Origin of the sequence: Streptomyces sp. NPDC051578 (assembly GCF_044454045.1) — a bacterium.
Taxonomy (GTDB): Bacteria; Actinomycetota; Actinomycetes; order Streptomycetales; family Streptomycetaceae; genus Streptomyces.
On sequence record NZ_JBITDH010000005.1, the window covers coordinates 109,151 to 132,913 of the forward strand.

Annotated in this window: 23 protein-coding genes, 1 tRNA gene and 1 riboswitch; of the genes, 21 read left to right on the forward strand and 3 right to left on the reverse strand. The window is 72.1% G+C overall.

What is annotated here, in order from left to right; translation table 11 throughout:
• Nucleotides 1-60 precede the first annotated feature (60 nt).
• From shc to ACIA6C_RS22165, 4 genes are read left to right on the forward strand one after another with little or no spacing between them, the layout of a single operon-like run.
• Complete coding sequence (gene shc / locus ACIA6C_RS22150; RefSeq protein ID WP_399278177.1) at nucleotides 61-2,133, forward strand: squalene--hopene cyclase; 2,073 nt, start codon at nucleotides 61-63, stop codon at nucleotides 2,131-2,133.
• Nucleotides 2,133-2,780 (forward strand): 1-hydroxy-2-methyl-2-butenyl 4-diphosphate reductase, encoded by a 648-nt coding sequence (locus tag ACIA6C_RS22155; RefSeq protein ID WP_399278179.1) that lies wholly within the window; start codon nucleotides 2,133-2,135, stop codon nucleotides 2,778-2,780. The genes shc and ACIA6C_RS22155 overlap by 1 nt, the downstream gene beginning before the upstream one ends.
• A gap of 5 nt (nucleotides 2,781-2,785) precedes the next feature.
• Nucleotides 2,786-3,817, forward strand: a complete 1,032-nt coding sequence (gene hpnH / locus ACIA6C_RS22160; RefSeq protein ID WP_366081698.1) for an adenosyl-hopene transferase HpnH — start codon at nucleotides 2,786-2,788, stop codon at nucleotides 3,815-3,817.
• Entirely contained in the window at nucleotides 3,814-5,217 is a 1,404-nt protein-coding gene (locus ACIA6C_RS22165) for an aspartate aminotransferase family protein (protein ID WP_399278181.1), read from the forward strand. The genes hpnH and ACIA6C_RS22165 overlap by 4 nt, the downstream gene beginning before the upstream one ends.
• 76 nt (nucleotides 5,218-5,293) lie before the next feature.
• Here the strand turns inward: ACIA6C_RS22165 and ACIA6C_RS22170 are convergent, their stop codons facing one another.
• Complete coding sequence (locus ACIA6C_RS22170) at nucleotides 5,294-6,100, reverse strand: tyrosine-protein phosphatase (RefSeq protein ID WP_399278183.1); 807 nt, start codon at nucleotides 6,098-6,100, stop codon at nucleotides 5,294-5,296.
• A 326-nt stretch (nucleotides 6,101-6,426) separates the two neighbouring features.
• Nucleotides 6,427-6,634: riboswitch (cyclic di-AMP (ydaO/yuaA leader) on the forward strand.
• Nucleotides 6,635-6,638: 4 nt separating this feature from the next.
• On the opposite strand from ACIA6C_RS22170, the gene ACIA6C_RS22175 reads away from it, so the two are divergent.
• The 8 genes from ACIA6C_RS22175 to ACIA6C_RS22210 all read left to right on the forward strand — a co-directional run bounded on the left by ACIA6C_RS22175 (nucleotide 6,639) and on the right by ACIA6C_RS22210 (nucleotide 14,203).
• Nucleotides 6,639-7,610 (forward strand): LysM peptidoglycan-binding domain-containing M23 family metallopeptidase, encoded by a 972-nt coding sequence (locus ACIA6C_RS22175; protein WP_361132673.1) that lies wholly within the window; start codon nucleotides 6,639-6,641, stop codon nucleotides 7,608-7,610.
• Between the two features lie 174 nt (nucleotides 7,611-7,784).
• Nucleotides 7,785-8,570: an SGNH/GDSL hydrolase family protein gene (locus ACIA6C_RS22180; RefSeq protein ID WP_366083456.1), complete on the forward strand. Its 786-nt coding sequence runs from the start codon at nucleotides 7,785-7,787 to the stop codon at nucleotides 8,568-8,570.
• Between the two features lie 217 nt (nucleotides 8,571-8,787).
• The gene (locus ACIA6C_RS22185; RefSeq protein WP_399278186.1) at nucleotides 8,788-9,987 is read left to right on the forward strand and encodes an MBL fold metallo-hydrolase; all 1,200 of its coding nucleotides are present in this window, start codon (nucleotides 8,788-8,790) and stop codon (nucleotides 9,985-9,987) included.
• A 209-nt stretch (nucleotides 9,988-10,196) separates the two neighbouring features.
• Complete coding sequence (locus ACIA6C_RS22190; protein WP_399278188.1) at nucleotides 10,197-12,134, forward strand: sensor histidine kinase; 1,938 nt, start codon at nucleotides 10,197-10,199, stop codon at nucleotides 12,132-12,134.
• Between the two features lie 73 nt (nucleotides 12,135-12,207).
• Nucleotides 12,208-12,639, forward strand: coding sequence for a roadblock/LC7 domain-containing protein (locus tag ACIA6C_RS22195; RefSeq protein ID WP_399278190.1), 432 nt, complete (start codon nucleotides 12,208-12,210; stop codon nucleotides 12,637-12,639).
• Between the two features lie 80 nt (nucleotides 12,640-12,719).
• Nucleotides 12,720-13,058, forward strand: a complete 339-nt coding sequence (locus ACIA6C_RS22200; RefSeq protein WP_399278192.1) for a DUF742 domain-containing protein — start codon at nucleotides 12,720-12,722, stop codon at nucleotides 13,056-13,058.
• Nucleotides 13,036-13,638: a GTP-binding protein gene (locus tag ACIA6C_RS22205; RefSeq protein WP_399278194.1), complete on the forward strand. Its 603-nt coding sequence runs from the start codon at nucleotides 13,036-13,038 to the stop codon at nucleotides 13,636-13,638. Before ACIA6C_RS22200 ends, ACIA6C_RS22205 begins: the two co-directional genes overlap by 23 nt.
• A 19-nt stretch (nucleotides 13,639-13,657) precedes the next feature.
• Complete coding sequence (locus tag ACIA6C_RS22210) at nucleotides 13,658-14,203, forward strand: GAF domain-containing protein (RefSeq protein ID WP_399278196.1); 546 nt, start codon at nucleotides 13,658-13,660, stop codon at nucleotides 14,201-14,203.
• Nucleotides 14,204-14,230: 27 nt separating this feature from the next.
• Here ACIA6C_RS22210 and ACIA6C_RS22215 read toward each other — a convergent pair whose 3' ends face one another.
• Entirely contained in the window at nucleotides 14,231-15,142 is a 912-nt protein-coding gene (locus ACIA6C_RS22215) for a transketolase family protein (RefSeq protein WP_399278198.1), read from the reverse strand.
• Between the two features lie 27 nt (nucleotides 15,143-15,169).
• Entirely contained in the window at nucleotides 15,170-15,871 is a 702-nt protein-coding gene (locus ACIA6C_RS22220) for a transketolase (protein WP_399278200.1), read from the reverse strand.
• A 158-nt stretch (nucleotides 15,872-16,029) separates the two neighbouring features.
• On the opposite strand from ACIA6C_RS22220, the gene ACIA6C_RS22225 reads away from it, so the two are divergent.
• From ACIA6C_RS22225 to ACIA6C_RS22265, 9 genes are all read left to right on the forward strand, one after another.
• Nucleotides 16,030-16,103, forward strand: a tRNA-Pro gene (locus ACIA6C_RS22225).
• Between the two features lie 244 nt (nucleotides 16,104-16,347).
• Entirely contained in the window at nucleotides 16,348-16,938 is a 591-nt protein-coding gene (locus ACIA6C_RS22230; protein ID WP_399278202.1) for an ABC transporter substrate-binding protein, read from the forward strand.
• Nucleotides 16,939-17,321: 383 nt separating this feature from the next.
• Entirely contained in the window at nucleotides 17,322-18,077 is a 756-nt protein-coding gene (locus ACIA6C_RS22235; RefSeq protein ID WP_399278204.1) for a hypothetical protein, read from the forward strand.
• A 184-nt stretch (nucleotides 18,078-18,261) separates the two neighbouring features.
• Nucleotides 18,262-18,405, forward strand: a complete 144-nt coding sequence (locus tag ACIA6C_RS22240) for a hypothetical protein (RefSeq protein ID WP_399278206.1) — start codon at nucleotides 18,262-18,264, stop codon at nucleotides 18,403-18,405.
• Between the two features lie 276 nt (nucleotides 18,406-18,681).
• Nucleotides 18,682-19,641 (forward strand): hypothetical protein, encoded by a 960-nt coding sequence (locus tag ACIA6C_RS22245; RefSeq protein WP_399278208.1) that lies wholly within the window; start codon nucleotides 18,682-18,684, stop codon nucleotides 19,639-19,641.
• Between the two features lie 2 nt (nucleotides 19,642-19,643).
• The gene (locus ACIA6C_RS22250) at nucleotides 19,644-20,711 is read left to right on the forward strand and encodes an NAD(P)/FAD-dependent oxidoreductase (protein WP_399278210.1); all 1,068 of its coding nucleotides are present in this window, start codon (nucleotides 19,644-19,646) and stop codon (nucleotides 20,709-20,711) included.
• Between the two features lie 22 nt (nucleotides 20,712-20,733).
• Nucleotides 20,734-22,542, forward strand: coding sequence for a carbamoyltransferase (locus ACIA6C_RS22255; RefSeq protein WP_399278212.1), 1,809 nt, complete (start codon nucleotides 20,734-20,736; stop codon nucleotides 22,540-22,542).
• Nucleotides 22,543-22,557: 15 nt separating this feature from the next.
• Entirely contained in the window at nucleotides 22,558-23,037 is a 480-nt protein-coding gene (locus tag ACIA6C_RS22260; protein WP_361132588.1) for an SRPBCC family protein, read from the forward strand.
• Nucleotides 23,034-23,660, forward strand: coding sequence for a histidine phosphatase family protein (locus tag ACIA6C_RS22265; protein ID WP_399278215.1), 627 nt, complete (start codon nucleotides 23,034-23,036; stop codon nucleotides 23,658-23,660). The genes ACIA6C_RS22260 and ACIA6C_RS22265 overlap by 4 nt, the downstream gene beginning before the upstream one ends.
• Nucleotides 23,661-23,763: the final 103 nt, after the last annotated feature.

Below are 23,763 nucleotides of genomic sequence, written 5' to 3' on the forward strand. Positions count from 1 at the left end.
GCGTGCACCGGCCGACGGCAGACCCCAGCACAGCAGAGGACACTGCACGAAGGGGAAGCCATGACAGCGACGACCGACGGCGCCGGAACCCCGGGCGCGGGGCCCGCGCGCGAGCCGGCCGGCACACCGGGCGTGCTGCCCGGGGTCCAGGAGGCGACCGAGCGCGCCGTCCGCCACCTGCTCGACCGGCAGGATCAGGCCGGCTGGTGGAAGGGCGACCTGGAGACCAACGTCACCATGGACGCCGAGGACCTGTTGCTGCGGCAGTTCCTCGGCATCCGGGACGAGGCCACCACCCACGCCGCCGCCTTATTCGTAAGGGGTGAGCAGCGCGAGGACGGCACCTGGGCGACCTTCCACGGCGGGCCGCCCGAACTCTCGGCCACCATCGAGGCGTACGTGGCGCTGCGGCTCGCCGGGGACCCGCCCGACGCCCCGCACATGGCGCGTGCCTCGGCCTGGGTCCGGGAACACGGGGGGATCGCCGCCGCCCGGGTCTTCACCCGGATCTGGTTGGCCCTGTTCGGCTGGTGGAAGTGGGAGCACCTGCCCGAACTCCCGCCCGAACTGGTCTTCCTGCCGCCCTGGGTGCCCCTCAACATCTACGACTTCGGCTGCTGGGCCCGCCAGACCATCGTCCCGCTCACCGTGGTCTGCGCCCTGCGCCCGGTCCGCCCCGCACCGTTCGCACTGGACGAGCTGCACACCGACGCGCGCAACCCCAACCCGGCCACACCCCTTGCTCCCCTCACCAGTTGGGACGGCGCCTTCCAGCGCATGGACAAGGCCCTGCACGTCTACCGGCGCTTCGCCCCGCGCCGGCTGCGCAAGGCCGCCATGGACACCGCCGCCCGCTGGATCATCGAGCGCCAGGAGAACGACGGCTGCTGGGGCGGGATCCAGCCGCCCGCCGTCTACTCCGTCATCGCCCTGCACCTGCTGGGCTACGACCTCGGACACCCCGTGATGCGGGCCGGCCTGGAATCCCTCGACCGGTTCGCCGTCTGGCGCGAGGACGGTCCCCCCGGGCCGGACGGCCAGGGACGTGCCCCCACCCGGATGATCGAGGCCTGCCAGTCACCCGTCTGGGACACCTGCCTCGCCGCCATCGCCCTGGCCGACGCGGGCCTGCCGGCCGACCATCCCGCCCTGCTCAAGGCCGCGGACTGGATGCTCGGCGAGGAGATCACCCGCAGCGGCGACTGGGCCGTGCGAAGGCCCGGACTCGCCCCCGGCGGCTGGGCGTTCGAGTTCCACAACGACAACTACCCCGACATCGACGACACCGCCGAGGTGGTCCTCGCGCTGCGCCGGATCGCACACCCCGATCCGGCGAAGGTCGAGGCCGCCATCGCCCGCGGGGTGTCCTGGAACCTCGGCATGCAGTCGAAGAACGGTGCCTGGGGTGCCTTCGACGCCGACAACACCAGCCCCTTTCCCAACCGGCTGCCCTTCTGCGACTTCGGCGAGGTCATCGACCCGCCCTCGGCCGACGTCACCGCCCATGTCGTCGAGATGCTGGCCGTCGAAGGCATGACGGACGACGCCCGGACCCGGCGCGGCATCACCTGGCTGCTGGCCGAACAGGAGCCCAGCGGTGCCTGGTTCGGCCGCTGGGGCACCAACTACGTCTACGGCACCGGCTCGGTGGTCCCCGCCCTCACCGCCGCCGGTTTCCCCACCGGGCACCCCGCGATCCGGCGGGCGGTGGCCTGGCTGGAGTCCGTACAGAACGCGGACGGGGGGTGGGGGGAGGACCAGCGCTCCTACAAGGACCCCGCCTGGGCCGGGAAGGGCGCCTCCACCCCTTCCCAGACCGCGTGGGCGCTCATGGCCCTGCTCTCGGCAGGCGAACGCGAGGGCAAGGCGGTCGAACGCGGCATCGCACACCTCGTCCGCACCCAGCGCGGGGACGGCTCCTGGGACGAGCCGTACTTCACCGGCACCGGCTTCCCCTGGGACTTCTCCATCAACTACCACCTGTACCGGCAGGTGTTCCCGCTCACCGCGCTCGGCCGCTACCTGTACGGGGAACCCTTCGGCCCCGAGGGCCGGTACACGGCCGGTGCCGCACACGTCACCACGCCGGGTCCCGTCCGCGAGGCCACGACGGCCCTGGCCGAGGAGGCCTGATGGGCGACCGCGCCGATCCCCCCTCCGTACCGCTGCTCGTCGCCTGCGCCCTGCGCATCGAACGACTGGCCCTGCGCAGCGGCGGCGACCGGGGCTCCCCGCAGGAGTACGCCGTCCTGCGCACCGGCATGGGCCCGCGAGCCGCCGAGCGGGCCGTCACCCGGGCCCTCGCCCCGCCCGGCATGGGCGGCGCCGCCGTCCTCGCCACCGGCTTCTGTGCCGGCCTGGCCCCCGGCATGAACCCCGGCGACCTGGTCGTCGCCGAGGAGGCCCGGGACCCCCGGGGCACCGTCGTCTGCCACGGCGCCCCCCTGCTCGCCGAGGCACTGGCCCGGGCCGTTCCCGGCCGGACCGTGCACATCGGCGCACTGACCGGATCGGACCACGTCGTACGGGGCCAGGAGCGCGCCCAGCTGCGCGCCACCGGCGCCATCGCCGTCGACATGGAATCCGCGGCCACCTTGTGGACCGCGACCAGGGGCGCGAGCCGTCCGGTTGCGGCCGTCCGGGTGATCGTGGACGCTCCGGAGCATGAGCTCGTCCGAATCGGCACGGTTCGCGGAGGAATATCGGCCTTCCGCGTATTGCGTGCCGTACTGCCCGCGTTTTATGACTGGCACCGTTCTTTGCTGCTCCCCAGGAGGTGAGCCAGATGGCCATGCCGTTGCGACAGTCCATCAGGGTCGGGACCTATCTTCTCGAACAGAAGTTGCGCAAGCGTGAGAAGTTCCCGCTGATCGTCGAGCTGGAGCCGCTCTACGCCTGCAACCTGGCCTGCGAGGGGTGCGGGAAGATCCAGCACCCGGCGGGGGTGCTCAAGCAGCGCATGCCCGTCGCCCAGGCCGTCGGCGCAGTGCTGGAATCCGGGGCGCCCATGGTGTCCATCGCCGGCGGCGAGCCCCTGATGCACCCCCAGATCGACGAGATCGTGCGGCAGCTGGTGGCACGCAGGAAGTACGTCTTCCTCTGCACCAACGCGATGCTGCTCCGCAAGAAGATCGAGAAGTTCACCCCCTCCCCGTACTTCGCCTTCGCGGTGCACATCGACGGGCTGCGCGAGCGGCACGACGAGTCCGTGGCCAAGGAAGGCGTCTTCGACGAGGCCGTGGCGGCCATCAAGGAGGCCAAGAGGCGTGGGTTCCGGGTCACCACGAACTCCACCTTCTTCAACACCGACACACCGCAGACGATCATCGAGGTGCTGAACTACCTCAACGACGACCTCAAGGTCGACGAAATGATGATCTCGCCCGCCTACGCCTACGAAAAGGCTCCCGACCAGGAACACTTCCTCGGCGTCGAACAGACCAGGGAACTGTTCAAGAAGGCGTTCGCCGGCGGCAACCGGCGGCGCTGGCGGCTCAACCACTCCCCGCTCTTCCTGGACTTCCTGGAAGGCAAGGCCGATTTCCCCTGCACCGCCTGGGCCATCCCGAATTACTCCCTCTTCGGCTGGCAGCGGCCCTGCTACCTGATGAGCGACGGGTACGTCTCCACGTACCGGGAACTGATCGACGACACCGACTGGAGCAAGTACGGCCGCGGGAAGGACCCCCGCTGCGCGAACTGCATGGCGCACTGCGGCTACGAACCGACCGCCGTCCTCGCCACGATGGGCTCCCTCAAGGAGTCCCTGCGCGCGGCCAGGGAGACGCTCGGCGGCAACCGGGACACCTCGGCATGACACCCGCCACCGGAGGGGGCAAGGGCTTCGACCTCGGCGCCCTGCTGGCCGAACGCGGCGCCGAGCGGTACGAACTGCACGCCCGGCACCTCAACCACCAGCTGCCCCGGATGCTGCACACCCTCGGCTTCGACAAGGTCTACGAGCGGGCGGAAGGCGCCCACTTCTGGGACGCCGAGGGCAACGACTACCTCGACATGCTCGCCGGGTTCGGCGTGATGGGCCTCGGCCGGCACCATCCGGTGGTCCGCCGGGCCCTGCACGACGTCCTGGACGCCCAGCTCGCCGACCTCACCCGCTTCGACTGCCAGCCGCTGCCCGGGCTGCTGGCCGAGAAGCTCCTCTCCTACAGCCCCCACCTGGACCGGGTCTTCTTCGGCAACAGCGGCACCGAAGCGGTGGAGACCGCCCTCAAGTTCGCCCGCTACGCCACCGGACGGCCCAGGGTCCTCTACTGCGACCACGCCTTCCACGGCCTGACCGCCGGCTCCCTCTCGGTCAACGGCGAGACAGGCTTCCGCGACGGCTTCGCGCCGCTGCTGCCCGACACCCGGATCCCGCTCGGCGACCTGGCCGCGCTGGAGCGGGAGCTGAAACGCGGCGACGTGGCCGCCTTTGTCGTGGAACCCGTCCAGGGCAAGGGGGTGCTCGCACCCCCGCCCGGGTTCCTGCTCGCCGCGCAGGACCTGCTGCGCCGCCACAAGGCGCTGCTGATCGCCGACGAGGTGCAGACCGGCCTCGGACGCACCGGGGAGTTCTACGCGTACCAGCACGAACCGGGCCTGGAACCGGACCTGGTGTGCGTGGCCAAGGCCCTTTCCGGGGGCTACGTACCGGTGGGGGCGACCCTCGGCAGGGACTGGATCTTCAAGAAGGTCTACTCCTCCATGGACCGGGTGCTGGTGCACTCCGCGAGCTTCGGCTCCAACGCGCAGGCGATGGCGGCCGGGCTGGCGGTGCTCACCGTGATGGAGGACGAGGGGATCGTGGCCCGTGCCCGGGCGACGGGCGACCTGCTGCGCGGGCGGCTCGCGGCCCTGGTGGACGAGTACGAGCTGCTCCACGAGGTGCGCGGGCGCGGACTGATGATCGGCATCGAGTTCGGCCGGCCGTCCTCGCTCGGCCTGCGCAGCCGCTGGACGATGCTCCAGGCCGCCCGCAAGGGGCTCTTCGCTCAGATGGTCGTGGTGCCGCTGCTCCAGAAGCACCGGATCCTCACGCAGGTGTCCGGGGACCACCTGGAGGTCATCAAACTGATCCCGCCGCTGATCGTGGACGAGGCGGATGTGGACCGGTTCGTCGTCGCCTTCCGCGAGGTCATGGACGAGGCGCACGGCGGGGGCGCCCTGATGTGGGACTTCGGCAGGACGCTGGTGAAGCAGGCCGTCGGCAACCGCTGACGGCCTGCCCCGGTCGTGACGCGGCCGAGGGGCCGGTCGGTCGGGCAGCCGGTCCCTCAGCCGGCCGAGGGACCGGTCAGTCGAGCAGCCGGTCCCTCAGCCGGCCGAGGGTCGCGGGCGCGAGCCCGAGCCCCTCGGCGAGGTAGGGCCCCACCCCGCCCCACGTGGCGTCGATCGTCTCGAAGGCCGTGGCCAGGAACTCGGCGCGGGCGTCGAAGAGCGGGGCCAGCAGCTCCATCACCTCGGGGGAGCGGGCCCCGGGGGAGTCGTCGCCGCGGCGCACCCGGTAGCGGTTGTGCGGGGCGTTCGACTCCAGGTAGTCCGCCACGATCGCCTCGCGCTCGACCCCGAGGGCGAGCAGGGTGACGGCGATCGACAGCCCGGCCCGGTCCTTGCCCGCCGCGCAGTGCATCAGGGCCGGGACGCTGTCCTCGGCGAGCGCGTGGACGACGCGGCTGTGCTCCGTCGTCCGGTCCCTGATGATCGTCCGGTACGAGTTCTGCATCCGGGCGGCGGCCCTTCCCTCGCCCAAGAGGCCCCGGAGCTGCCCGAGATCGCCGTCGCGGACCATTTTCCAGAACTCCCGGCCGTCCGCCGGATCCGTCAGGGGAATGTTCACGTTCCGGACGCCGGGCAGATCGACGTCCGGGCCTTCCAGTGCGTGATCGGCGCCGTTGCGGAAGTCGAAAACGGTGTGCAGACCGAGCGAGGTCAGGAATTCCACATCGTTTTCGGTGGCATGTGCCAGATGTCCGCTTCGGAAGAGAAGTCCCGGCCTGACCCTCCGTCCGTCGGTGGTCGGCAGTCCACCCACGTCACGGAAATTGCGCACTCCGGACAGTTCGGGCCCCGTGGGCGGGTTCGTGGCTATCTGCTGGGTCACGGGACGGGTCCTCCGCATCGTCGTGGGCCGTCGCGGCCGGGGTGGTGGGCGCAGGCGGCCGGGTCCTGTCGCGCTGTCCGAATTGAGCCGGTTGAAGCCAACTTGCCATATCCGGGGGCGAGATCGCGCCGGACGCCGTGAGCCAGATCATACGGTGACGGTGCGTGCCTGATCGCGGAACGCGAATTCCCTCACCGTAACGGTCGTTGAGGGAGCGGAATGGACGCAGGGTGACGGGAATTCAGCCGGTTCCCCGTACCTGCTATTCCGTCAGGGAATTCATGGCTTGTTGTGTACTGCCCCACTGGATTACCTTCGCGATCGATCCGGGTGGACCGCCGAATCCTGCCGCCGCCCGGGAACCGCACCCGACTATTCACGCGCGCGGCAGGAGCGGGGGAACCAGGTAAGCCGCTGTTCCGGATCTTCCCGCCGGAACGGCTCGGGGTGAAGTCGTACATCGCTGCTGTGCGTACGACCGGACATCTCCAGTCCGAACCCGACAGCTCACCTCGCAGGCGACGGAGAGGAATTCGTCATGCCCGCACAAGGCAAGCACCGCCGACCGAAGTCCCGTGCCATACCCCGCGGACTGGCCGCCGCCGGTACCGGCGGCGCGGCGCTCGCGCTGCCGCTGATGGGCGCCGCCGGCGCCCACGCCGCCCCCGCCGCCGCCCACACCACGCTGCCCGTCCAGGCCCCGCAGCACCCGGTGTCCGTGCAGGCGGCACCCGCCGCGGCCGCGGCCACCGCCCCCGCCGTCTACACCGTCGTCCCCGGCGACTACCTGTCGAAGATCGCCGCCGAGCGCCACGTCTCCGGCGGCTGGGAGCGGCTCTACGCCGACAACCGCGAGGCGGTCGGCGCCGATCCCTCCCTGATCCACCCGGGCCTGCGGCTGACGCTCGGCGGTCACGGGGACCGGACCCACGCCAAGCCGGCCCCCCGGGCCGCGGGCACGGCTTCGGCTCCGGATGCCTCCGACCGCTCCTCCGGCGAGGCTCAGGCGCCCTCCGAGGCGGGCTCCGGCAGCGGTTCCGCGGCCGTGCGGCCCGAGGCCCCGTCCGCGCAGGGCTCCGGCTCCTCCACCGGCGCGGTGACGGCGTCCGGATTCGTCGCCCCGGTCAGCGGCGGGATCTCCACCCCGTACAAGCTGGCGGGCAGCATGTGGTCCTCCGGTTACCACACAGGCGTCGACTTCATCGCGAGCACCGGCACCACCGTCAAGGCGGTCGGCGCCGGCACCGTGGTCACGGCGGGCTGGGGCGGTGCGTACGGCAACGAGGTCGTGATCCGGCACGCCGACGGCAAGTACTCCCAGTACGGCCACCTCTCCCAGCTGTCCGTCTCGGTCGGCCAGAGCGTCACGGCCGGCCAGCAGATCGGGCTCTCCGGCGCCACCGGCAACGTGACCGGCCCGCACCTCCACTTCGAGGTCCGCACCGGTCCGTCCTACGGCTCGGACATCGACCCGCTCGCGTACCTGCGCTCGAAGGGCGTCAGCATCTGACGCACCGCGGCACCGCGGTACAGGAACGCGCCGACGCGTGAGGCCGGGGCCCCGAAAGGGGGTTCCGGCCTCACGCGTTTCTTATTCCTCATGTGCATCGTGGCGTAGATCACGGTCCGTCAAACCCTCATTACGTTGGCGTAGGTCGGCCGCGGGGGTGAAGGATGTGGTGCTGTGGCAGCGACGAAGACGACACTCAAGACCATCGGTTCGTACGCGGCGATCGGGGACAGCTTCACCGAGGGCGTAGGGGACCCGGGACCCGGGGATTCGTACCTCGGCTGGGCGGACCGGCTGGCCGTGCTCCTGGCCGATCAGCGGGAAGAACACGATTTCCGGTACGCGAACCTGGCCGTCCGGGGGAAGGTACTCGACCAGATCGTGGCCGAGCAGGTCCCGAGGGCCAAGGCCCTCGCGCCCGACCTCGTCACCTTCTGCGCGGGGGGCAACGACATCATCCGTCCGGGGACCGACCCGGACGACGTGGCCGAACGCTTCGAGGCGGCCGTGGCCGACCTCGCCGGCTCGGTCGGCCAGGTCATGATCACGACCGGGTTCGACACCCGGGGAGTACCGGTCCTCAAGCACCTGCGGGGCAAGGTGGCGACGTACAGCGCACACGTGCGCGCCATCGCCGACCGGTACGACTGCCCGGTGCTCGACCTCTGGTCGCTCAAGTCCGTGCAGGACCGGCGGGCCTGGGACACCGACCGGCTGCACCTCTCACCCGAAGGACACACCCGGGTCGCGCTGCGCGCCGCCCAGGTGCTCGGCCTCGACGTACCCGCCGACCCCGACCAGCCGTGGCCGCCGGAGCGGCCGCGCGGCTCGGTGGACGTGACGCGGGACAACATCCAGTGGGCGCGCGAGCACCTGGTGCCCTGGATCGGGCGGCGGCTGCGCGGCGAGTCCTCCGGGGACCACGTCGAGGCGAAGCGGCCGGACCTGCTGCCGTTGTAGGACTGCCGGGGCTGGGGCTGGGGACGCTGCTGCCGGCTCGGCTGGGGGGATCGGGCCGGGGGCGGCGCCGGGGCCGCTGAGCGGCCGCGCAGGAGGGGATCGCGCGGGGACCCCGCGACACGCCGGGGGCCGCAAGCGGAATCCCTGGGGGCCGGTGTGCGTTGGGATGGTCGTAGACACCTACGACCGTCCTGCCCCCATCCTCACAGGAGGCGCCTTGTCCGGCTCCCGTCCCCTGCGTCCCCGGCTGCGCGCCCTGCGGCCCGAAGCCTTCGGCGCGGACCCGTCCGGTGCCCGGCTGGAGCGGATCCTGTGCTCGCCGAACTTCGCCGACGGAGTCTTCCAGAACCCGGTGGGGGCGCGGACCAGGCCTTCCGGTTCCATGGCGGAGTTCGCCAAGATCTACTTCCACAAGGAGCAGCGCCTGCGGCGCAGCCCGGGTGCGCCCATCCCGGTGTACCCGACGACCCTGGCGGAGCTCGCCAAGCCGCCGGCGAGCGGACTCCGTCTGACGTGGATGGGGCACTCCAGCGTCCTCGCCGAGATCGACGGGCGCCGGGTCCTGTTCGACCCGGTCTGGGGTGAGCGGTGTTCCCCCTTCCCCTTCGCCGGGCCCAAGCGGCTGCACCCCGTGCCGGTACCCCTCGCCTCGCTCGGGGAGGTCGACGTCGTGGTGATCTCGCACGACCACTACGACCACCTCGACCTCCCGACGATCAAGGCGCTCGCCGGCACGGACACGGTCTTCGCCGTCCCGCTCGGCGTCGGCGCCCACCTGGAGCGCTGGGGCGTCCCCGCGGAGCGGCTGCGCGAGCTGGACTGGAACGAGAGCACCAAGGTCGCCGGGCTCTCCCTCACCGCCACCCCCGCGCGGCACTTCTGCGGGCGCGGGCTGCGCAACCAGCAGTTCACCCTGTGGGCGTCCTGGGTCGTCGAGGGCGACGAGCACCGGATCTACCACAGCGGTGACACGGGCTACTTCCCGGGCTTCCGGGAGATCGGCGCCGCGCACGGCCCGTTCGACGCCACGATGATCCAGATCGGCGCGTACTCCGAGTACTGGCCCGACATCCACATGACCCCCGAGGAAGGCATGCGCGCCCACCTCGACCTCCAGGGCGGCATCCCGCACGGCACGATGCTGCCGATCCACTGGGGCACCTTCAACCTCGCCCCGCACCCGTGGGACGAGCCCGGCGAGGGCACCCTCGCGGCGGCGGAGGCGGCCGGAGCGGCGATCGCCCTGCCGGTACCGGGACAGCCCTTCGAACCGGGAGCCGCCGACGCGCCGGCCGAGCCGTGGTGGCGGCCCTTCGTCGCGAACGCCGCCTCCGTGACGGCGCCCGCCGTCCGTCCGGCCTCCGCCACGCCGAAGCCGGCGCTGCCCCACGAGGAGCCGGAGTCGGTGGGCTCGTGACGACCCCGCGCCGCCGCCGGTGACCGCACGGCGCCGGCGGTGGATTCGGGCGGCCGTACGAGCGCTCCTTCCCAGGCGGTAAGACCCCGGCGAAGTTGCCCAACTGGCGGCCTGAGGTGGGACTGTGCGGTCTAGCGTGGGTATCCGGTGATCAACACCGGGCCTTGGCCGTACCGGGGGCCCGGAAGCCCCACGTACCGAGGACCCCGATGTCCGGATACCGCGCCGCCCGCCACGCCCCGTCGAGACACGCCGCCACCGGCCCCGGCCGGCAGTTACGCCCCCAGCTGGTCCGGGCCGCCGTCCTGCCCACGCTCGCCGCCGGGCTCAGCGGCGCCGCCGCCGTGATCTTCACCCTGCAACTCGGTGGCGGTGAGGGCACCCGGGACCCCCGGCTGTGGCCCGTACTCACCGGCTGCGGGCTGCTCGCGGTCGGAGCGCTCGCCGCGGCGCTGCTCGGGGGCCAGCGCGCGGCGAAGGCCGTACGCGAGCGGTGCGAGTCCCTGCGCCGCTCCAGCCTGCGCGGCCGCCAGGAACTGCGGGCGGTCGCCGACCGGCTGGAGCGGGGCGAGACCCCGCCCCGTCCGGTGCGCGGCGGTCCGAGCGGCCCGCCGGCGGGCACCGACCCCGCCGGCGTGGACGAGTTCTGGCTGCTCGCGCAGGAGCTGCGCGGCGCCCGTGAGCAGGCGCACCACGTGCTCGTACGGCTGGCCGGACAGGCCGCCCCGACCGACAGCGACCGCAAGGTCGAGGTCTTCGTCAACCTGGCGCGCCGACTCCAGTCCCTCGTGCACCGCGAGATCTCCCTGCTGGACGGGCTCGAAGACACGGTCGAGGACCCGGACCTGCTGAAAGAGCTCTTCCACGTCGACCACTTGGCCACCCGGATCCGGCGCCACGCCGAGAACCTCGCCGTGCTCGGCGGCGCCGTCTCCCGGCGGCAGTGGACCCGGCCCATCGACCTGAGCGAGGTGCTGCGGTCCTCCGTCGCGGAGGTCGAGCAGTACACACGGGTCAAGGTGGTGCCGCCGGCGGGCGGCACCGTGCGCGGGCACGCCGTCGCCGACGTCGTGCACCTGCTGGCCGAGCTCATCGAGAACGCCACCGTCTTCTCCGCCCCCGACACCGACGTGGTGGTGCGCGCCGAACGCGTCACCTCCGGGATCGCGGTCGAGGTGGAGGACCGGGGGCTGGGCATGCCGGCCGAGGAACAGCACCGGATGAACGCCCTGTTGGGCGATCCCGACCAGGTCAACGTGCGGCACCTGCTGGCAGACGGGCGGATCGGCCTGTTCGTGGTGTCGGCGCTGGCGCGCAGGCACGGGATCGCCGTCGAGCTCAAGTCCAACATCTACGGCGGCGTGCGGGCGGTGCTCGTACTGCCGCACGAACTGCTGGGCGCGCAGCCGCCGGGCGCCGCCGACGCGCAGGGCGGTTCGACGGCCACGTCGTGGGGGACCGGGGTGGGGGCGGCGATGCCTCCGCTGGAGCCGGTACGCGTGCCCCCCGCGCCGCGCCGTCCCGAGCCGGCGGGCGCGGGCCTGACGGTGCCGTCGTGGGCGGAGCCGGTGCCGCGGCCGCGTACGGAGCCGGTCGCCGAGCCGGTCCCGTACGCCGTGTCCGACCCGGGCCCCGGGCCCGGACCCGATGTCGCCCCGGGCTCCGACGAGGGCCCCGCCCTGGACGCGGGCTCCGGAAGCGGAGCCGCCCTGGGGGCGGGCGCACACACCGGAGCAGGGCCTGCCTTGGACGGGGGCCCCGGCCCCGGAGCTGCCCTCGGTGCGGGTGCACACACCGGAGCTGCCTTCGGAACGGGCCCCGGCATCGCAGCCGCCCTCGGTGCGGGCCCACACACCGGTGCAGGGCCTGCCTCGGACCGTCCCGACCCCGGAGCCGGCTTCGACGGCGGTACCGGCTTCGCCGCCGCAGGACTGGTGCCGGCGGCCGTGACCGTGCCCGCCGCGCGGGTGGATCCCGACCGGCCCACGCTGCCCCGCCGCCGCGCACAGGAGCACCTCGTGCCCGAGTTGCGCGAGGCCCCCGCCCCGCGTCCGGCCCCGGAGGCCGAGCCTCCCGTACACGATCCCGGCCTCATGGCGGCCTTCCGGCGCGGCTTCGAAAGGGCCGGGTCGGAGCCCCCGCCATGACGCCGCCCGGCGCCGGGCCCCCGGTCCTCTCCCTTCCCCACCCCCACCCCCCACCCCAGCAAGGAGCGCCCTCATGAGCGGCGAAGTGGCGACCCGGACGAACCGGCTCTCGGATCTCGGCTGGCTGCTCGGCGGCCTGGTCCAACGCGTGCCGTACACGCGCAGCGCGGTGCTGCTCACGGCGGACGGCCTCGTCAGCTGCGTGTACGGCCTGGACGCCGACAGCGCCGACCACCTGGCGGCACTGGCCTCGGGCCTGTACTCGCTCGGCCGCAGTGCCGGATCCCGGTTCGCGGACGGCGCGGAGGTCCGGCAGGTGGTGGTGGAACTCGACTCGGCACTGCTCTTCGTATCGGCGGCCGGGTCCGGCACCTGCCTGGCCGTGCTCGCGGACCGCGAGGCCGACGCCGGGGTGCTGGGCTACGAGATGGCCATGCTGGTGAAGAGCGTACGACCCTACCTGGCGGCACCGCCGCGTCGGCCCGTCGCCGACCCCGGTCGATGAGGGCCGCGGCGCGGGGGGCGTACGGGTCCGGCACGCGGCGGGAGACCGTCCCCTGGCTGGACGACACGGCAGGCCGGGTCATGCGGCCCTACACCGCGAGCGGCGGCCGCACCCGGCCGGCCGTCGCGCTCGACCTGCTCTCGGTGGTGACGGCGACGGGCGTGCGCCCGCGCGCGCCGCTCGGCGCGGAACACACCCTCGCGCTGCGCCTGTGCGCGGGCGCGGCGGCGGTGACGGTCGCCGAGGTGGCCGGTCAGCTGCGGCTCCCGACGGGGGTGGTGAAGGTGCTGCTGTCCGACCTGATGGAACACGGGGCCGTGGAGGCACGGGCGCCGAGGTTCCCGGGCGGTGACTCGCCGGCCGCCGACGACCTCGACCTGCTGCGGGCGGTGCTCGATGGCCTACGCCGAAGGCTGTGACGACCGGGGCCTGCCCGCGACCCTCAAGATCCTGGTCGCGGGCGGGTTCGGGGCGGGGAAGACGACGTTCGTGGGCGCGGTGAGCGAGATCGAACCGCTGTGCACGGAGGAGCGGCTCAGCCACCTCGGCGAGAGCGCCGACGCGCTGGAGGGGGTGCAGGCGAAGACCACGACCACCGTCGCGCTGGACTTCGGGCGGATCACCCTCGACGGCGGCCACGTCCTGTACCTCTTCGGCACGCCCGGGCAGCAGCGCTTCTGGTTCCTCTGGGAGGAGCTGTGCGCGGGCGCGCTGGGGGCGGTGGTCCTCGCCGACACGCGCCGCCTCGCGGACTGCTTCCCGGCCGTGGACTTCTTCGAGCGGCGCGGCATCGGATTCATCGTCGCCGTCAACGAGTTCGACGGCTGCCACCGCTACACGCCCGGGGAGGTCCGGGAGGCGGTGGGGCTCGGACCGGACGTCCCCGTCGTGCGGTGTGACGCACGGCTGACCAGCTCCGGCACGGGGGCGCTGGCCGCCCTCGTCCACCACCTGCTGTTCAACGCCAGGTCCGCGAAAGCGGCGGAGCTGGCCACCTAGGAGGAACGGGGGAACCGTCATGACGTACTACGAATCGACCGGCCACCTGCTGCTCACCCCGGTGGACCGGGAGGCGCCCGCCCGCGCGGTCCGGCTGCGCGAACTGGGCCTCGGGGAGCGGCCCGACGCGGAACTCGACGCCTTCGCGCGGCGGATCGCGCATACCCTGGACGCCCCGTACGCGGGGGTCAACTTCATCGGTGAGGAACGGCAGTTCTTCGCCGGTCTCCACCACCGCCCCGACGCCCCGCCGAGCGGCTACCCGGCCCGAGTACTGGCCCGCGACCACGGGTACTGCCCCCACGTGGTGGTCCGGCGGCGGGCGCTGGTCCTGGAGGACGTACGGGACTTCGCGCGCTTCGCGGGCAACGCCGTCGTGGACGAGAGCGGGGTGCGCTCCTACGTGGGGGCCCCGCTGACGGACCGGCGGGGCGCCGTCCTCGGGACGGTGTGCGCGGTGGACGTGGCGCCGCGGCGCTGGGGGACGGAGGGGCTGGGGACGGTGAAGGCGCTCGCGGCGGAGCTGGCGGGGCTGCTGCGGGAGCGGGAGGACGGGCGGGACTGAGTCCCCGGGCCGGGCCCGCCCCGCGGTTCAGGCCGCCCCAGGGCGCAGGAAGGCGGAGATCCGCTCCCTGAGCGAGCGGGCGTCCAGGCCGTGGGCGGCGGTGTGCTCGGCGATGGTGCCGTAGCGCCGCAGTTCGGCGCGGCCGACGCCGAGCCCGAGCACCCGGTGCGGGACGTCGCCGAGGGCGTCGTTCGCCGCGGCCGTGGACGTACCGGCGAGGTACGGCTCGACCAGGACCACGTCGGCCGACGCGCCCCGGCCGACGGCGGCGCGCAGTGCCGCGTCGTCGAACGGCCGCACGGTCGTCGCGTACAGCACGGTCACGTCCATGCCCTCCGTAGCGGCGAGGACGTTGTCCAGCAGCGGGCCGACCGCCAGCACCACCCCCGCGCGCCCCTCCCGCACGGTGTGCAGGCCCGGCCCGGTGACGGGACGCGGCTCGGCGTTCGTCTGCTCGCTGAGGCGGACGTACACCTTGTCGTCCCCGGCGGCGTACGCGTCGCGCAGCAGCGCCTCCGCCTCGTCGGGGTGGCCCGGCACGTGCACGGTCCAGCCGTCGAGGGTGTCGAGGAGGGCCACGTCGCCGGGTGCCATGTGGGTGAAACCGCCGGCCGGCCAGTCGTAGCTGGCGCTCGCGCTGACGAGGACGCCGCCCGTGTCCTGGTGCCCGAAGTCCAGCTTGACCTGCTCGAACGGCCGTTCCACCAGGAAGCTGGCGAAGGTGTGCATGATCGGCCGCAGTCCGGTCAGGGCCAGTCCGCCGCCCACTCCGACGAGGAGCTGCTCCCGGATGCCCACGTTGATCACCCGGTCCGGGTGGCGCCGCAGGGCGGGGCGGAACCCGTCCATGGTGATCTCGGCGAGTACGAGGGCCAGCCGGGGGTCCTCGTCGAGCATCTTCGACGTGACCGTGATGAACCGCTCCCGCATGGTGTCCATTTCTCCCCATCCCCTTTGCTTGTGGTCTCAGAACTTCTTCTCGACGCGGGCCACGACGGCGTGCGGCCGGCCCGGGTGCGGCGCCGTGAAGGCGGCGTGCAGAGCGGCGTGGTCCCGGCCGTCCACGGTGGTCGCCGACCACCCGGCGGCCTCGAAGCGGGAGGCGATCCCGCCGGGCCAGCCGTGGGTCGCCGAGTCGTTGTCGATCACGACGGTGTGCAGGCGCTCCAGCCCGGCCGAACCGGCGTAGGCGAGCGCCTCGTGGTTGCTTCCCTCGTCCAGCTCCGCGTCCCCGATCAGCACCCACACCGCCGGGTCGTCCAGCCCCTGCGCGCGCAGGCCCAGCGCGGTCCCTACCGCCAGCGGCAGGCCGTGTCCGAGGGAGCCGCTGCCGATCTCGACTCCGGGGATCAAGGTGCGGTCGGGGTGGTGCCCGAGCGGGGAGTCGAACCCGCCGAAGCCGCCCAGCCACTCCACGGGGAAGAACCCCTTGGCGGCGAGCACGGCGTAGTACGCCATCGGACCGTGTCCCTTGGACAGCAGGAACCGGTCGCGCCCCGGGTCCTGCGCGGTCCCGGGCCCGACCCGGAGCACCCGGTCGTACAGCACCCACAGCACGTCGAGCGTGGAGGTGGCGGCGGGCCCGTGCTTCTCGGCGCCGGTCATGAGCGCCATGAGCCGGCCCAGGTCCTCGTAGCGGAGCTCCGTGTCCGCGTGTGTTTGCGTCATGCACCTACCGTGCAACCTCAAGCCCACTTGAGGTCAAGCCGCGGCGGGCCCCGTCCGTCAGATGACCCGGCAGGGGGAATGTGCGCGCGGCCACCCCGCGAAGTGCGGTATTGTTTCCCTGCCGGTTCGGCCAGGGGAAACCCCAGGTCAGCGGGGCTCGGGACGTGGCGCAGCTTGGTAGCGCACTTGACTGGGGGTCAAGGGGTCGCAGGTTCAAATCCTGTCGTCCCGACTTTGCTTCATGCAGGTCGGAGGCCGTTCTCTCATCCATGAGAGGGCGGCCTTTCGTGCGTCCGGAGCCGACGTGCGGGTGGCTACGGTCGATCCATGCGCATCGTCTCCCTGCTTCCGGCGGCGGTCGCCTCCGTACCCGTCGTCACCCGTGCCGAGTTCGAGGCGGACGGACTCGGCAGACCCAGGACCTGTGCGACGTCTGCGCGGTGTTCTACGAAAGCGTCTCGCGGGCCGTGCGCGTCATGGACGCGGCAACCCGTGTGCTGAGCCTGGTGCCGAAAACCCTGGATGACGTCCTGGACTGCCTGGTCACCGTCGGGCAACTGCTCGGGGTGCGAGAGCGGGCCGAGCAGCGGCGCACCGGGCTGCGCGGCCGGCTCGATGCGGTCCGCCGGCTCACCCGGGGACGGGCCCGGCCCCGGGTGGTCGCCATCGAATGGTTCGACCCGTTGTGGCCCGCCGGCCACCGGGTGCCGGAACAGACCGCCTGCGCGGGTGGGGAACCGCCGCCGGCCGCACCCGGTGAGCACACCGGGCCGATCACGTGCGAGGCGGTACGCGCAGCTCGCCCGGACGTCCTCCTGGTGCTGCCCTGCGGCTTCCGGCCCGAACGGACCCTGCGCGAGCGGGACCTGCTGAGCGTCCTCCCGGCCTGGGGCGAACTGCCCGCCGTGCCGGAGGGGGAGGTGTGGGTCCTGGACGGGCCCGCGTACTTCAACCGGCCGGGACCGCGCGTGGTCCGCGGCGCCGAGGTGCCGGCCCATGTCCTTCACGGAGAGCGGGCGGGAGAGCCGGAGACCTCCGACTGCCGTGCGAACTCGCCGACCTCATAGGCCTCGACGCCGTCGACGCCGTCGCGGAGTTGCGGTCGCTCTCTTGCGCGCTGAGGTGACGTGCGAGGTCCCCGGTCGTTGTGCAGTCATGATCAAAATATGCTCGGAGTGGCTGTCCTCGTCAGCGCGGCCGTGGTGAGCGGTACTCAGGCCGTTCAGGCGCAACCCGCGGATGTCCGCAGCGTGCAGCACACCAAGCGGTGGGAGCAGCCGGGACAGTGGGATTGGGCGGTGCCGCAGGGAGTTCGTGAACCCACTGTGTACTCCTGGGGGGCCGGCGGGGGCGGCGGCGGGGGCGGTGGAACCGCAGGTGCGGGCGGTGGCGGCGGTGGCGGGAACGGGGGAAGCTGCGGATCACTGTCGGGGGCGGCGCGGCAGGAGGCGTGGGCGGATCCGGCGGGGCGGAGGGTGCGTACGGGAAGGGCGGGGACAGCACGTTCGGCGGTGGGACCGACGGGGCTGGTGGCACGGCAGGCGGCCCGGGGCATGCCGGAGGCCGCGCCTCGGGCTCGGGCATCGACGTCCGTGACGCGGACAACAAGTTCCTGGAGTCGGTCGCGGGCGCGCCGGGAGGGATCGGCGGTGAGGCGGGGCGGCCCGGCAGCCCCGGCTCGGGCGGTGGAGGCGGCTACAACGGCACCGTCGCGGGCGGGGCCGGTGGCAAGGGTGGCGCCGGCGTCAGCGAGGGGGGCGCGGGCGGAACCGGTGTCGGAGGCAACTCCCCCTCGGCAGGGCCCTGCGGCAAGTACGGGAAAAAGGTCACCGTGGTCGACGGCAAGCCCGGGCAGCCAGGCGGCGCCGGACTGCCCGGCGGCAACGGGACCAACGGCGACCACAATGAAAAGGGAGGCGTGAGCCGGCCCGGAAAGCACGGACAGGGCGGTCACTTCGGCGCCTTCGGCCCAGGCGGCGCCCCGGCCGCGGCGAACGGCATGACCTACGGAGCCGGCGGGAACGGCGGACCCGGATCGTACGGCCACGCAGGCGGTGACGGCGGCCAGGGCGGCGAATGGGTCCCCAACGTCGGCAACGCCAAGGGCGAGAAGTGGATCGGCCTGGACGGAAGGGCCGGACTCGCGGGCACCAAGGGCGTCGCAGGCGCCAAGGGCGGTGACGGAGCAGTCGTCATCACCTGGTGACACCCCCAGCGCCCGGGCTGGTCCTCACCGGCCCGGGCCCGGCCGCCGACGTGCATGGTCCGAGCACCCGTCGTCGATGTGGTCGCTCCTGATCAAGGGCGTAGGCGGGGGAAGGGGCCGAGTCCGAGTCCCGGCACCTTCCGGCAGGGCCGTACGTGACCGCGCCCGCTCGGGTGCTCGCCCGTTGCAGCCGGCCGCCGCGGTGGTGCGCGCGGTGGTGCCCGACGTGGCCGCCGTGGTCGCGGTGGCCGAAACGGAGGTCGGCGCGACCGCGGCGAGGGCGAGGATGCCGGCCGTCTTCGGCCGGGTCGCGATGGCCGGTCCGTAGGCTGAGATCCTGGCGCTCGCCGGGCCGTTCTCCGCCACCCTCACGCGCGGGCGCGGCCGACGCGACGCCCCCGGGCCGGCCGTGTCCGCCATTCGAGAACCCGCGTCGTCGCGCTCCGAAGGCCGCCTGAGCTGCGGCTTCCTATGCGGACTGCCTCATTCTCGTATGAACATACATCTCAGGATGATCAAGCTTCATGTATTCAACGCCTGCCTCGAACCAGCCAGTTGACGATGTACTCCTCGGGCAAGACGAACCGACGAACGGGGAAAAGTCATGTCCGAGAAGCTGTCTGAACGTCAGATCGAGATCTCCTGGCCCGACTTGGGAATCACCGTCACCGCCGATCTTGACGACCGGAACCCGGCGCTCGCCGACGCCCTGTGGGAGTCCCTGCCCTACCAGAGCCTCCAGGGACACGCCCTCATCGCGGGAGAACACCTCTACCACGTGGCGCCGATACCCACCCTGCTGCACACCCCCCACGCCACCCGTATCGCCGACCGGCGCGAGGCCCCCGACGGCACCGTGTTCTGCTCCGGTCTGCAGCACCTGGGCATCAAGTACGGCACCCTGACCGAGCCGATGCCCGCCACCCCCGTCGGCCAGATCCGTGAGGCGGACATGCCCGCCCTGCGAGAAGCCGGGGCCGCGATCTGGGACGCCGTCTACTCCACCAAGAAGCAGATCCTCGCCGAAGTCCGCCGCGCGGGCGAACAGGGCGGTCACCGCATCCCGATGCTCCGCGCCACCAACGCGGACGCCGCCCGGCTGATCGCGGACATCCTCACCGAGACCGAGAAGATCTGGCTCGCACCGCCCGTCGAGCTGGAAGGCCTCCACCAGGGCGTCATCCCGTCCCAGGCGGGCAACTTCGGCACCGTCCTTCCCACCCTGCTGTTCGTGAACGGCGAGACCCGCCCCCTGGGTTACGCGGCCTACGGCGGACTCGTACGCGCCGCCGTACAGGACATGCCCATGGCCTCCCTCGTCCACATGACCCGCCTCCTGGTCGGCGTCCCCGCCGAGTTCCTGGGCTACTGCGGCCTGGAGAAGCTGTGGGCCTTCACCCAGCGGTTCCTCGACGTACTCGACAGCCTCGACCGCGGCGACTTCTACGCCGTCACCAGCCAGATGGCCCTCTACATCAACTGCCTCGGCGGCTGGAACCTCCAGCTGTACCCGTGGGGGACCGGGGACCACCTGCGCCAGCAGGTCGCCGCGGGAGTCGCGTAGCCGTGCCCGCAGCCGAGAAGACATCGAGCGCCCTTCCCGCCCGCGCCGAAGCCGTCGTCATCGGCGGGGGAGTGATCGGAACCTCTGCCGCCTACCACCTCGCCGAAGCCGGCGTGGACACCGTGCTGCTGGAACGCGGAAGCCTCGGCGGCGGGTCGTCCGCGCACACCGCGGGCATGGTCCGCACCTACTTCCCCGGCGACCCCGACACCGGGCGACTGGCCGTGCGCAGCCTGAACGCCTACCACGACTTCGCCCGCCACACCAAGGCCCCCCTCGCCCTGAGGCGGCTCGGGTTCATGGTGCTGTTCACCGACGAGCAGCAGATCGCCGCATTCGAGGCCACCCGTGAGGCACAGGAGGCCGTCGGCGTCCAGGTCGGCCTGATCAGTGCCCGCGAAGCGGCGGGGCTCAACCCGCTGATCGACGAAGGCGCCGTCCTGGCCGCCGCCTGGTCCCCCGAGGCGTACCACGTGGACGGTCTCGACATCGTCCGCGGCTACGCCGCCGGTGCCCGCAACCACGGCGCCCGCCTGTTCACCCACACACCCGTCACACGCATCGATGACGACAACACCATCCACACCCCGCGCGGCAGCATCAAGGCCGACGGCGTCGTGTGCACGGCCGGCCCCTGGTCCGGCGAGGTGGCATCCATGGCGTCGGTCGACCTGCCGCTGGCGCCCCACACGATCGAGATGCTGTTCACCGACGTTGCGCCCGCCCCGCACCGCGAGATGCCCATGACGATGCACGCCACGTCGGGTCTGCGGATCCGCTCGTGGAAGGACCGCATCCTCCTCGCGATGGGCATGCCCAAAGCCGGCGAGGCGCGTGAGGAATGGCTCGGCCGCATCTCCGGCCACCTCGGCACCCTGTTCCCCGCCCTGGACGGCATCGGCCTGCACCGGGCCTGGTCCGGCGACTTCGACGCCAGTCCCGGCAACACCGCCTTCATCGGCGAACACCCCACCCGCCGCTTCCTGTACGCGGCCGGATTCACCGGCGCGGGCCTGTGCCAGGCACCCGCCGCCGGCGAAGAGCTCCGCGACCTGCTGATCGCCAAGTAGCCCCATATCGGGAAGGAATGTCGTGATTGTACTGGGATGTAATGGTTTCAGCCGGGTGTCGGAGTTCTTCTCCGCACGCCTCGGCGCGACCGGCATCAACAAGCACTACCTCTTGGGCCACGACGCCGCCGCCGCACTCCTGGTGGACGGCCGCCTGGTCGCCGCGGTGGAGGAGGAGCGCCTCAACCGGGAGAAGAAGACCACCGACTTCCCGGCGAACGCGATCGACTGGTGTCTGGGGGAAGCCGGGATCACGTTCGACGACGTCGACCTGTTCGCCTTCCCTTGGGACTGGTCCACCCGGGTCCTGGGCGAGATCCTGGACGGGATCCGCTCCTCGCCGGTACCGCAGGCCGCGAAGACCGAACTCATGGGCAACATCTCCGACCTGTTCGACCAGGTCGTCAGCCACGAGGCGATCCTCGCGGACTTCGAGGCCCGCACCGGACACCGCCCCGACCCGGCCAAGGTCCGCTTCGTCCCCCACCACCTGGCCCACGCCACGACCGGCTACTACCTGGCCGGCATGAAGGACTCCGCGTTCCTCGTCAGCGACGGCCGCGCCGAACGCTTCTCGACCTTGACGGGCGAGATCCGCGACGGCCGGATCACCGTGTTCGAAGACTCCGTCAGCGGTGCCGAGTACTCCATCGGCACCCTGTTCTCCTCCATCACCCGCTTCCTCGGCTTCGTCCCGAACAACGACGAGTACAAGGTGATGGGCCTGGCCGGATACACCGACCCGCCGACCCCGAACCCGTTCCTCGACCACCTCCTGACGCTGCACGACGACGGGCGCTACACCTTCACCAAGCGCCTCCAGACCGACGACCTGCACAGTCACGACGCCCTGTTCGAGGAGTACTTCGGACCCTTCGAAGACACCCTCGAATACAAGGCCCGCGTCGCCGCCGCCGCGCAGCAGATGCTGAACGTCGCCACCGCGCACCAGGTCCGCCACCTGGAGAACAGGACGGACCTGGACCGGCTGCTGTTCGAAGGCGGCGTCGCCCTGAACTGCCTGAACAACACGCCGCTGTTCGAGGGCTCCCGCTTCGAGGACATGCAGGTCAGCTTCGGTGCCTCCGACACCGGAATCACCATCGGAGCCGCGGCCCACGCCTGGCTGAACCACCCCGGCACCGATCCCGCGAGCATCCGTGCCGCCGCCGCACCCGTCACCCCCTATCTGGGGCCGTCCTACGACGACGCCGCGATCGAGGAGGCCCTCGCGGGTTTCGCCGGCCGCGTCACGGTCTCGCGCCTGGACGACGACGAGGTCATCGAGCACGTGGCGAAGCTGCTGACGGAGAAGGTCGTCATCGGCTGGTTCGAGGGCCGCGTCGAGCACGGGCCGCGCGCGCTGGGGCACCGCAGCATCATCGCCAACCCCGGTTTCAGCGACATCAAGGACATCATCAACACCCGGGTCAAGCACCGCGAACCGTTCCGCCCGTTCGCTCCTCTCGTCCTAGAGGAGCAGGCGCCGAAGATCTTCGACATGGGGCGCAAGACCAGCTCCCCGTACATGACGTTCGTCTTCCCCGTCCGCGACGAGTACAAGGACCGCATCCCCGGCGCCGTACACGTGGACGGCACCTCCCGCATCCAGACCCTGACGGACGAGGGGACCCCCCGGCTCACCGCACTGCTGCGGAAGTTCATCGAACTCACCGACACGCCCTGCCTGATCAACACCTCGTTCAACGTCGCCGGGGAGCCGATCGTCTGCACTCCCACCGACGCCCTGAACTGCTTCATGGGGACCGAGATCGACTACCTGGTCCTCGGGAACCACCTCGTCGCCAAGAGCGACCTCGTCAACCAGTAGAAGAAGGAGCACTCCGTGCCGATCCAGCGCAAGCACACCATGTACCACTCCACCGTCCTGGAGGCCGACCCGGACACCGTGTGGGCGACCGTCCGCGACGCCATGCAGATCCTGGAGATCGTCTCCCCGGGCGACCTGGACATCCACACGGACGTCACGTGGGTGGACGGAGCCTCGGTGGACACGGTCCCGGCCCGTTACGACTTCAGGCTCACGCTCAACGGCCGCCTCGTCCAGCAGGAGATCGCGGCCCGCGACGAGATCAACAAGACCCAGTCCTACCGGGCCATCGCCCCCACCAGCGGAGTCGCGAACTACGAGGCCACCATCCGCGTGCTGCCCATCACCAACGAACCGGACCGCAGCTTCTTCGACTGGTCGCGGACCCTGGAGATCGCCGAGGACGCCGACCTGAACGTGGTCGAGGCGATCATCGACGTCATGGAGCAGCAGACCGACGCCGTACGGGACCACTTCGCCAAGACCGCCAAGTGAGTGACGTGACGACGCTCGTACTGCTGCGGCACGGCGAGACCCTGCTCACCCCGCAGCGGCGGCTCTCCGGCAGCGGGGGGTCCGACCCGGGACTCTCCCCGGCCGGACGCCACCAGGCCCGGACCGTGGCAGACGCCCTCGCCCGGCGCGGCGACATCGAGGCGGTCGTCACTTCACCGATGCGGCGCTGCCAGGAGACGGCCCGGGCCGTGACCGAGCGCCTCGGCCTGGGCGTGCGGGTGGACCGGGATCTGCGCGAAGCCGACTTCGGCGCCTGGGAGGGCCTGACCTTCGCCGAAGTCCGCGAACGCCACCCGGACGACCTGAACGCGTGGCTCGCCTCGCCCGAGGCGCCACCCTCGGGCGGCGGCGAGACCATGCAGCAGGTCGCCCGCCGGGCGGGCGCCGTACGGGACGGCCTCCTGGCCCGGCACGCCGGCGCCACGGTCCTGGTCGTCTCCCACGTCGGCCCCCTCAGGACCTTGCTCCGCCTCGCCCTGCAGGCTCCTCCTCACACCCTGTTCCGCATGGAGGTGGCGGCGGCCTCCCTGTCGACGGTGACGTACGAGGGGGACGGCACCGCCACGGTGCGGGCGCTCAACGACACTCACCACCTGGACTGAACCGCGCAGGCCATGGGGCCCGGCACACACACGTGTGCCGGGCCCACTGGTTTCGCGTACGAAGCCCTGCCGCAGGAAGGGGCCGGCTTTCATGGAATCGACC

Bases quoted from the DNA above. Each gene is read 5' to 3' on its own strand.
- shc (WP_399278177.1), top strand. From the start codon at position 61: ATGACAGCGACGACCGACGGCGCCGGAACCCCGGGCGCGGGGCCCGCG.
- ACIA6C_RS22155 (WP_399278179.1), top strand. From the start codon at position 2,133: ATGGGCGACCGCGCCGATCCCCCCTCCGTACCGCTGCTCGTCGCCTGC.
- hpnH (WP_366081698.1), top strand. From the start codon at position 2,786: ATGGCCATGCCGTTGCGACAGTCCATCAGGGTCGGGACCTATCTTCTC.
- ACIA6C_RS22165 (WP_399278181.1), top strand. From the start codon at position 3,814: ATGACACCCGCCACCGGAGGGGGCAAGGGCTTCGACCTCGGCGCCCTG.
- ACIA6C_RS22175 (WP_361132673.1), top strand. From the start codon at position 6,639: ATGCCCGCACAAGGCAAGCACCGCCGACCGAAGTCCCGTGCCATACCC.
- ACIA6C_RS22190 (WP_399278188.1), top strand. From the start codon at position 10,197: ATGTCCGGATACCGCGCCGCCCGCCACGCCCCGTCGAGACACGCCGCC.
- ACIA6C_RS22195 (WP_399278190.1), top strand. From the start codon at position 12,208: ATGAGCGGCGAAGTGGCGACCCGGACGAACCGGCTCTCGGATCTCGGC.
- ACIA6C_RS22200 (WP_399278192.1), top strand. From the start codon at position 12,720: ATGCGGCCCTACACCGCGAGCGGCGGCCGCACCCGGCCGGCCGTCGCG.
- ACIA6C_RS22205 (WP_399278194.1), top strand. From the start codon at position 13,036: ATGGCCTACGCCGAAGGCTGTGACGACCGGGGCCTGCCCGCGACCCTC.
- ACIA6C_RS22210 (WP_399278196.1), top strand. From the start codon at position 13,658: ATGACGTACTACGAATCGACCGGCCACCTGCTGCTCACCCCGGTGGAC.
- ACIA6C_RS22215 (WP_399278198.1), bottom strand. From the start codon at position 15,142: ATGGACACCATGCGGGAGCGGTTCATCACGGTCACGTCGAAGATGCTC.
- ACIA6C_RS22220 (WP_399278200.1), bottom strand. From the start codon at position 15,871: ATGACGCAAACACACGCGGACACGGAGCTCCGCTACGAGGACCTGGGC.
- ACIA6C_RS22230 (WP_399278202.1), top strand. From the start codon at position 16,348: ATGGACGCGGCAACCCGTGTGCTGAGCCTGGTGCCGAAAACCCTGGAT.
- ACIA6C_RS22245 (WP_399278208.1), top strand. From the start codon at position 18,682: ATGTCCGAGAAGCTGTCTGAACGTCAGATCGAGATCTCCTGGCCCGAC.